This is a genomic window from Rhodopseudomonas sp. (assembly GCF_036404135.1).
GTDB lineage: Bacteria > Pseudomonadota > Alphaproteobacteria > Rhizobiales > Xanthobacteraceae > Rhodopseudomonas_A.
The window spans coordinates 48,958-57,211 of the sequence record NZ_DASWPE010000201.1 but is presented as its reverse complement, the minus strand read 5'-3'; the positions used below and the strand labels follow the sequence as shown (position 1 = coordinate 57,211).

Annotated in this window: 5 protein-coding genes; 1 reads left to right on the top strand and 4 read right to left on the bottom strand. The window is 67.9% G+C overall.

The window, feature by feature from the left end; genetic code table 11:
* Window positions 1-1,954: TIGR02302 family protein (locus VGC77_RS22375; RefSeq protein ID WP_331173755.1), on the top strand; the 1,954-nt coding region annotated here is incomplete at its 5' end.
* A gap of 356 nt (window positions 1,955-2,310) precedes the next feature.
* Here the strand turns inward: VGC77_RS22375 and VGC77_RS22370 are convergent.
* The 4 genes from VGC77_RS22370 to VGC77_RS22355 all read right to left on the bottom strand — a co-directional run bounded on the left by VGC77_RS22370 (window position 2,311) and on the right by VGC77_RS22355 (window position 8,093).
* Window positions 2,311-3,771: an aspartate aminotransferase family protein gene (locus VGC77_RS22370; protein WP_331173754.1), complete on the bottom strand. Its 1,461-nt coding sequence runs from the start codon at window positions 3,769-3,771 to the stop codon at window positions 2,311-2,313.
* Window positions 3,768-4,994 (bottom strand): hypothetical protein, encoded by a 1,227-nt coding sequence (locus VGC77_RS22365; protein WP_331173759.1) that lies wholly within the window; start codon window positions 4,992-4,994, stop codon window positions 3,768-3,770. The genes VGC77_RS22370 and VGC77_RS22365 overlap by 4 nt, the downstream gene beginning before the upstream one ends.
* 1,804 nt (window positions 4,995-6,798) lie before the next feature.
* Window positions 6,799-7,173 carry a response regulator gene (locus VGC77_RS22360; RefSeq protein ID WP_331173753.1) on the bottom strand — a complete coding sequence of 125 codons (375 nt, stop codon included), beginning with the start codon at window positions 7,171-7,173 and terminating at the stop codon, window positions 6,799-6,801.
* A 2-nt stretch (window positions 7,174-7,175) separates the two neighbouring features.
* Window positions 7,176-8,093, bottom strand: coding sequence for an MJ0042-type zinc finger domain-containing protein (locus VGC77_RS22355; protein WP_331173752.1), 918 nt, complete (start codon window positions 8,091-8,093; stop codon window positions 7,176-7,178).
* Between the last annotated feature and the right edge of the window lie 161 nt (window positions 8,094-8,254).

The window sequence follows — 8,254 nt, the reverse complement described above, 5'->3', positions numbered from 1 at the left end:
TGCCTGGATTACGCCGCCGCTCTATACCGGCAAGCCGCCGATCATTCTCTCCACCGCCGGCAAGGACGCGACGACCACGGATGCCAAGGCATTTCCGGTGCCGGTGGGCAGCACGTTGATCGTGCGTTCGAGCGGTGGTTCACTCGATGTCGCCTTGACTGGTGGCGTTGCTGAAATCGCGCCAAAGGCGGAAGCCCCGCAAGGAACCAACGAACGGCATTTCAACATCGCCGCTGACGGTACCGCGCATGTCCGCGCGCCCACGGGCCAGCTGCAATGGAGCTTCACTGCGGTGGCGGATCGCGCGCCGACCATTGCTCTGGCCAAGGATCCCGAGCGGCAGGCGCGCGGTTCGTTGCAGATGTCCTATAAGCTTGATGACGATTACGGCATCACCGAAGCCCAGGCGCGGTTCGCGCCGCGTACGGACGACGCCAAGGGCGAAAAGCCGCGGCCGCTGTTTCAGCCGCCGGAATTCGCGCTGGTGCTGCCGAATGCGCGCACCCGCAACGGTGTCGGCCAGACCGTCAAGGATCTCAGCGAAGATCCCTATGCAGGCGCCGACGTGACGCTGACGCTGACCGCCAAGGACGAAGCCGGCAACGAGGGAAAGAGCGAGCCGTTCAACATGCGGCTGCCGGAGCGGTTGTTCACCAAGCCGCTGCCGCGCGCGCTGATCGAACAGCGCCGCCTTCTGGCGCTCGATGCCAACCAGGCTTCGCAGGTGCAGGTTGCTCTCGATGCGCTGATGATCGCGCCGGAGGTCTTCACGCCGGAGGCCGGGCAATATCTCGGACTGCGCAGCGTCTCCATCCAGCTCGATCGCGCCCGGACCGATGATGCGTTGCGCGAGGTTGTGGCCAGTCTATGGGCGCTCGCCGTCACCATCGAGGACGGTGACATCACCGACGTCGACAAGGCGCTGAAGGCGGCACAGGATGCGCTGAAACAGGCGCTGGAGCGCGGCGCCAGCGACGAGGAGATCAAGAAGCTCACCGAAAATCTTCGCGCGGCGCTCGACAATTTCCTCAAGCAGCTCGCCGAGCAGATGCGCGACAATCCGCAGCAACTGGCCCGCCCGCTCGATCAGAACACCAAGGTCATGCGGCAGCAGGACCTCAACGCCATGATCGAGCGCATGGAGCGGCTGTCGCGCTCCGGCGACAAGGCCGCCGCCAAGCAATTGCTCGAACAATTGCAGCAGATGCTGGAAAATCTGCAGATGGCGCAGCCCGGCCAGCAGGGCGACGGCGACATGGAGCAGGCGCTGAACGAGCTCGGCGACATGATCCGCAAGCAGCAGCAATTGCGCGACAAGACCTATCAGCAGGGCCAGGACCAGCGCCGAGACCGCGGCAAGAAGCCGGGCGAGCAGAGCCTCAGCGATCTGCAGCAGGATCAGCAGGGGCTGCGCGACCGGCTGAAGAAGCTGCAGGAAGAATTGGCCAAGCGCGGCATGGGCCAGGCGCCGCGCGGCCCGCAGGGCGACAAGGGCCGGGGCGGCGAACAGGGCCAGGGTGAACAGGGTCAAGGCGAACAGGGGCAAGGCGGCGACGGGCTCGGCGACGCCGACAGCGCGATGGGCGACGCCGGCGGCCGGCTCGGCGAGGGCAATGCCGAGGGCGCGGTGGATTCGCAAGGCAAGGCGCTCGACGCTTTGCGCAAGGGCGCGCAGAAACTCGCCGAGGCGATGCAGCAGGGTGACGGCGAGGGCCAGGGCGATGGTCCGGGCAACCGGCCGGGCCGCCAGCAGAGCGGCGGCAAGGATAGCGATCCGCTCGGCCGGCCGCTGCACGGCCGCGAATTCGGCGACGACCTCACGGTGAAGATCCCCGGCGAGATCGACGTGCAGCGGGTGCGGCGGATTCTGGAAGAGCTGCGCCGCCGGCTCGGCGACACCCAGCGCCCGCAGATCGAACTCGACTACATCGAGCGGCTGCTGAAGGATTACTAATTGAGGCCGTCATTCCGGGGCGCGCGCAGCGTCAGCTGCGCGTGAATCCGGAATCTCGCGACAGGCCCGGACGATTGCATCCGTCGCAAGATTCCGGGTTCGCTCGTTCTGACGAACTCGCGCCCCGGAATGACTGCTTCGGTGTTGGTTGGCCTTTCCAGCATCAGACACGCGGCAGAAACTCGGTTGTTTTCGTCATTGCGAGCCGAGCGCGGCGCGGAGCGCCGCGCGACAGCGAAGCAATCCAGGGGCCGCATGCGTGGCCCTGGATTGCTTCGTCGCAAGTGCTCCTCGCAATGACGAACTCGAATGCTTCCACTCGTCGAGCGCTGAGTGCGGCTGCTGGAGGACGCCCGCTACTTCACCCGCGCCGTGCCGAACCGCAGCACCGCCTCGACCAGCGCGTCGATGTCGGGCTTATCGGTGCGGTGGTTGACGATCGCAGCCCTGATCGCCAGCGCGCCGTGGATCGTGGTGGTCGACGGTGCCACGATGCCTGACTCGTGCAGGTCGGCGACGATCTCGGCGTTGAGATGGTTAGGGTCCTCGCCGCGGAATCGGAAGCAGACGATGTTGAGCGCGACCGGCGCCAGCAATTCCAGCCGCGGCTCGGCCATGATCCTGCGCTCCAGATATTTCGCCAGCGCGCAGGTGCGATCGATCATCGCGCCGAGCTTGTCGGCGCCGTAGGTCTTCAGCGTGAACCAGGTCTTCAGCGCGCGGAAGCCGCGCGACAGGTCCGGGCCGAAATCGCACGGCCATGGCGAGCCGGCGGCGAGCCCCCGTGTCTCGCGGCGCAGATAGGCCACCGGCGCCGCGAAGGTCTCGCGATGCCGTTCGCCGTCGCGCACCATCAGGAAGCCGGCGTCGTATTGCACCTGGCCCCATTTGTGGAAGTCGAAGGCGATGGAATCCGCGCGTTCCAGGCCTTTCAGCCGCGGCGCGATCTGCGGCGACAACATGCCGAGCGCGCCGAACGCGCCGTCGATGTGAAACCACAGCTTCTCGTCGCGGCAGAGCGTCGCCAGCGCGTCGAGCTCGTCGATCGCGCCGGTGTCGACCGCGCCGGCGGTGCCGATCACCAGGAACGGCGCCAATCCGGCGGCGCGATCCTCGGCGATCCGCGCGCGCAAGCCTGCGACGTCGATGCGGTGCGCGCCGTCGTTGCCGATCCGGCGCAACGCATCGCGGCCGAGCCCCGCGAGGTCCATCGCCTGGGCGATGCAGCCGTGTGCTGCGACCGAGGTATAGGCGGTGAGTCCCGGGTTGCCGAGGCCGCGCTGCCGCACCTCGGTGCCGAGCTTGGCGGTGCGCGCCACCAGCACTGCCATCAGGTTCGCCATCGAGGTGCCGGTGACGAACACGCCGCTGGCGCTCTCCGGAAAGCCGAACAATTGCCGCATCCATTGCACGATCTGGCGCTCGACCTCGATCGGCATGTGGTTGCGGCCGCCGCAATTGGCATTGAGCCCCGCCGCCAGCATCTCCGCCAACAGCCCGACCGGCGTGCCGCCGCCATGCACCCAGCCCATGAAGCCGGGATGCACATTGCCGGTGGCGTAAGGCGCGATCAGCTCGGTGAATTCGCCATAGACCTCGCCGAGCGCGGATGGCGCCCGCGGCAGGGTCTGCCGGAACTGGCCGCGCACCGCCTCGGGGATCGGCCGCCACACCGGCCGCACGCGGGCCTTGGCGATATAATCGATCATGTCGTCGAGCATGCGGTGGCCCTGGGCGCGTAATTCGTCCCAGTCCTGCGGGTCCAGCGTCTCGCTTTGTCCCAACGCGTTCGCGGCCTCGCGCCGCGTCGTGCTCACGCCGCGCGGTCCGCGTGCTGCACCACCCGCCGCTGCAGCATGGCGGCGAAGGCGCCGAAGATCTTGTGCATCTGCGGCGGCTTGTAGGGAAACAATTCCGGCGAATCCATGTTGTGCACCACCGCGGTATTGTCCGCTTCGAAGATCAGCAGGTCGCCGCTCTTGGTCTGCGCGCAATCCACCATGAAGTAATCCAGTCCGACGCGCTCGATCATCGCGGCGAGCGCCGAGCGGTGGCGCAGCGCGAAGCCGAAATCGAAGGTGTGCATGAAGGTGGCCTCCTCCAGCCGCTTGGCTTCGCTTTCCGCCATCCCGGCGTTGAGATACCAGATGTCCCATCGATCGGCGATCGCCATGTGGCAGGCATAGGCCTTGCCGTCGGCGATCACGATCCGGTATTTGCGGAACAAGCCGTCTTCGCTGCAATAATCCACGAAGCGCGAGACGAAGAAGTCGTGCTCGCGCCGTTCGATCAGATAGTTGGCGAGCGCGGTGATATCGTCGAGCTTGGCGAGGCCCACGCCGGCATGCGAACCGCGCGGCCGGATGATCACCGGAAAGCCGGTGCCCTCGGCGACTTCCGACAGCGTCTGCGCCATCAGCACCACTTCGAGCAATTGCGCGCGGTCGACCGCGACGGTGGCCGGAATATCCAGGCCGTCGATGCCATCGAGCAGCCGATGCAGTTTGTCGCGGTCGAGATTGGCGACCCGGTCCGGCGGGTTGAGCAGCGGTTTCGGCCAGCTTGGCGCCCGCTTGGCGATCTCGGCCAGCGCGTGGCGGCACTCTTCGGAATCCGAGGCGATCACGATGGCGATGTCATGCTCCGGCAGCGGATCGGGGATCGTCGCACCGGGCACCACGTAGAGCGTGGTCAGTTCGATGCCGCTATTCTCGAGCAGAAATTCGATCGGGGTATTGCCGCCCATGTCGATCGCAGCCGCCAGCGCCAGCACCCGCAGCCGCGGCTCGGCGGCCGAGCACGGCGAGCGGAACAGCTGGTGCAGCGCCAGCACTTCATCCTGGACGGCGAGCCCGGTTTCTTTCTGGCCGAGTAGCTGCGCGATCAGCGACAGGTCGAGCCCCTCGCCCGCGGTGGCGGTGCCGTTCGTCGCCTTGCCGATCAGCTCCTGCCACAACGGCAGCAGGCTCTCGCCGTCGAACGCCATCTTGGTCAGCCTTGCGAAACCGATCCGGTCGGCGGCTGCGGCGGCGCCGCGCATCGTATCATCGGGTGGTGTGGCCATGGGGGTCCTCGAGATTGCAGTTTCGCTGTGCTGGCGCAGCAGCCATTCGGTTCTGGCGACGATGGTCGCGACGTTGCCAAGCTGGCGCTGCAGGTTGCTCTTGGCGCGGGCCGCATCGGCCGACCAGGCGTCGGTGATGTGGCGGGCGCCGATGCAGATCCGCAGCGCGGCGATCGATTGGCCGGAGCCGTCGCGCCACTCCACCGGCTGGCCGACCAGGCAGCTCGCCGCGGTCAGCAAATCGTCCTCACCGTTCGCCGCGGCGTCGGCGCGGGCGAGGTCGCGGTGGATCGCCTTGCAGGCCTCGGGGCTGAGCGCAACGCCGTCCGGCGCCAGCGTGAAGGCAAAGATCGTCGGCAGTGCCAATTCGTCGTCGTCGCCGGGATGCGGCCGCACCGCCAGCAAGCGCAACGACGGCGATGCCGCGATCAGCCGCGCAATGCCGGCGCCGAGCTCGCGCAGCGCGGTGCGGCGAAACCATTCGGGCACCGCGTAGTAGGCGCGGATCTCGGCGAGCGCGGCTTCCCAGCGCAGCCATTGCCCGATCTTCAACCGCGGCGTGAATGGCGCGCGCACCGCCGCCCAGCTTTCCGGCCAGTCGCTGCGGACGTTGTAGGCGAGCAGCGAGGACAGATCGGCCTCGGTCGCGGCGATGGCCTGCGCAAGTTTCGGCGGCAGCAGCAGCGCGCCGCTGAACGCCGGGCCGGTGAAATATTTCGAGCCGGTGAGAAGCACCATGGCGCCGCGGTCGAGATACCAGCCAATCCGGCGCGGCGACAGCCGCATCTGGCAGGCATCGATCACCAACTGCACCTGTCCCGGAAAGCGCGATGCGATCTCGGCGATCAGCCGGTCGCTCGGCGCCCGCCAGCCGAGCTTCGAGCAGTCCATCACCTGCAGCAGCACGCGGTCGCCGGCGGCGAGGGCGCGCGTCACCGCGTCGAGCACCGCAGCGTCGCAGCGGGCCTCCGACAACCGCTCGCCGGCCGCGTCGCGCAGCGACAGCGCGACCGACGGCACCGATTGTCGTGCGGAGAGCGGCGCGCCCTTGACGACGGCGCGTGCATTGGATGTCACGTCGCCGAAATGCCGGCCGCGTGCGGTGTGTACGGTGCCGCTGCCGGTCTGGTCGGCGCCGACGATGATGGTCGTCAGCGCTCCGCCGAGCAGCGCGCGGGTCAATTCCAGGGCCTGCAGCTGGGCGTCGGTGCCGGAGGCGGAAAACACCACTTCCGTCGCGGAGCCGAGCCCGAGCAGCGCCTTCAGCTCCTGCCGCAGCTGTTCGATGCGGGTTTCGAAGGCGGCGTCGAGGCCGTGTTCGATGGCGTCCTGCATCAAGGCGCCACGCGCCCGTCCGGCGGCCTCATAGCCGCGTTGCGAAATCGAACTCGCGGTGCTCGAGGAGAATTCCAGCGTGTCTGCGCAGGGCGTCGGCCGGCAATGATAAGCGTTGGCGCCGCTCGGCTGAAACAGCGCCAGCCGCGCGTCGCCGTCCGACATCAACAAGCGGTGCAGCGGCACGAACAGGTCGCGTAGCTGCACGGCGGGGCCGTCCTGTCGTTGCACCCGGAGGCTGAGTTGATCCACCGCGGGCCGTCGAAACGTGCCGTTCGACATTGCTCACCCTCTCGCCCGGCGCGGCCACCATCGAGGGTTTTCGGACGGTCGTATCGGTCGCGGCGGTCGCCGCGAGTTCGCCGGAACGTAGATGGTGTATGGTTAACAACACATTATCGCAGCGCTCGGTACGATGCCGAGCTTGCGCGGTCGCGCCCGCGCGTCAGGCCCGCCGGCTGGCCAGCGCTTCCGCCACCGCGGCGCGGATCTCCGCCACCGAGAACGGCTTGGCGATCACGCTGTGCACGATGGCGTCGAGGCCGGAGACGCGCTCGCGCTGATCGGCAAAGCCGGTCATCAGCAGGATCGTCAGATCGGGAAATTCGCGCGCCGCCGCCAGCGCCAGCGCGATGCCGTCCATGATCGGCATCTTGATATCGGTCAGCAACAGCTCGAAGCGGCCGGCGCCGTGAGTCAGGATCTCCAGCGCCTCGCCGCCGTCCCGGGCGGTGACGATGACATGTCCGTCCAGCGCAAGCGCCCGTGCCACCATCAGCCGCATCGATTCTTCGTCGTCGGCGATCAGCAGCCGGGCCATGGCTAGCTGCCTCCGCCGGTCAGGTCGCGGCGGTTGAAGAAGCGCACGTCGATGCTGCGGGCTTCCGCCGGCGGCGACGCCAGCCGCGACCGGAACCAGGCCTTTTCGCCGGGGTTCAGTACCGATTGTTCGAGCACCGCGTTCCAGGCGTAGATCTCGGTGCCGCGCTCGTCGCGCACAACGAAGCGCAGCCGCGGCAGGTCGACCGGCTTCTTGGCCTGATCGATGATCACACCCTCGATCACCAGCACCGATTTGCCTTCGACGGCTTCGGTGCTGACCTTGACGTCCTTGATCGCCAGCCCGCGCAGATTCACCTCGAGGCCGGTCATCCGATAGAAAGCGGCGGTTTGCGGCAGCGCGCGGACCACCTCGACGCGCCAGACCACCAGCCCCATCAGCAGCGCGGCCATCGCCACGCAGGCGGTCGGCAGGCTGAAGATCGCGCGCAACGGCTGCGGCAGCCGGGCCAACGGATTGCGCGGCCGCGGCACCCAGGCCGGCAGAGCCAGGCGCGGCAGCGGCAATTTCGAGTGCGGTCGCGGCGCCGCGGCAGGCGCAAGGTCGGCGTCTTCGTCGTGCTGCGCGAGCGCCGCCCAGGCGGCTTGCGCGGCCAATTTCTGCCGCATCACCGGGTCTTCTTCGGTCGACGGCAGTTCGGTGGAGATCGACGGGCTGTCGACCTGCGGCGTCGTCCAGTCGGCCTCGGATGCCGGTTGCTGTGCCGGCGGAGCCGGATCGGGCGCGGGCTCCACCGCGCCGGCCATCGAAGGCTGCCGGGCGTCGGCCGCAATGGCGTCTTCCGGCCGCGCCAGCCAGACCTGCTTGCAGCGGGCGCAACGCACGCTGCGGCCGGCCGCGCCCAGGGTGTTCGGGCCGATCGCATAGGATGTCGTACAATGCGGGCAGACGATGTGCATGGAGCGAATCGTACCTATGATGCTAAGCCGATCCTATCCTACGTCCGTTAACGAACCGGAAACCATAACGGTTCAAAACCGCTGCCAGGGACGGGGGTGGCCCGCGCGGCCGGACCGGGGTGTTTTCGCGCAACCCGGCGGCGGATCGCGGCTTGTGTCGC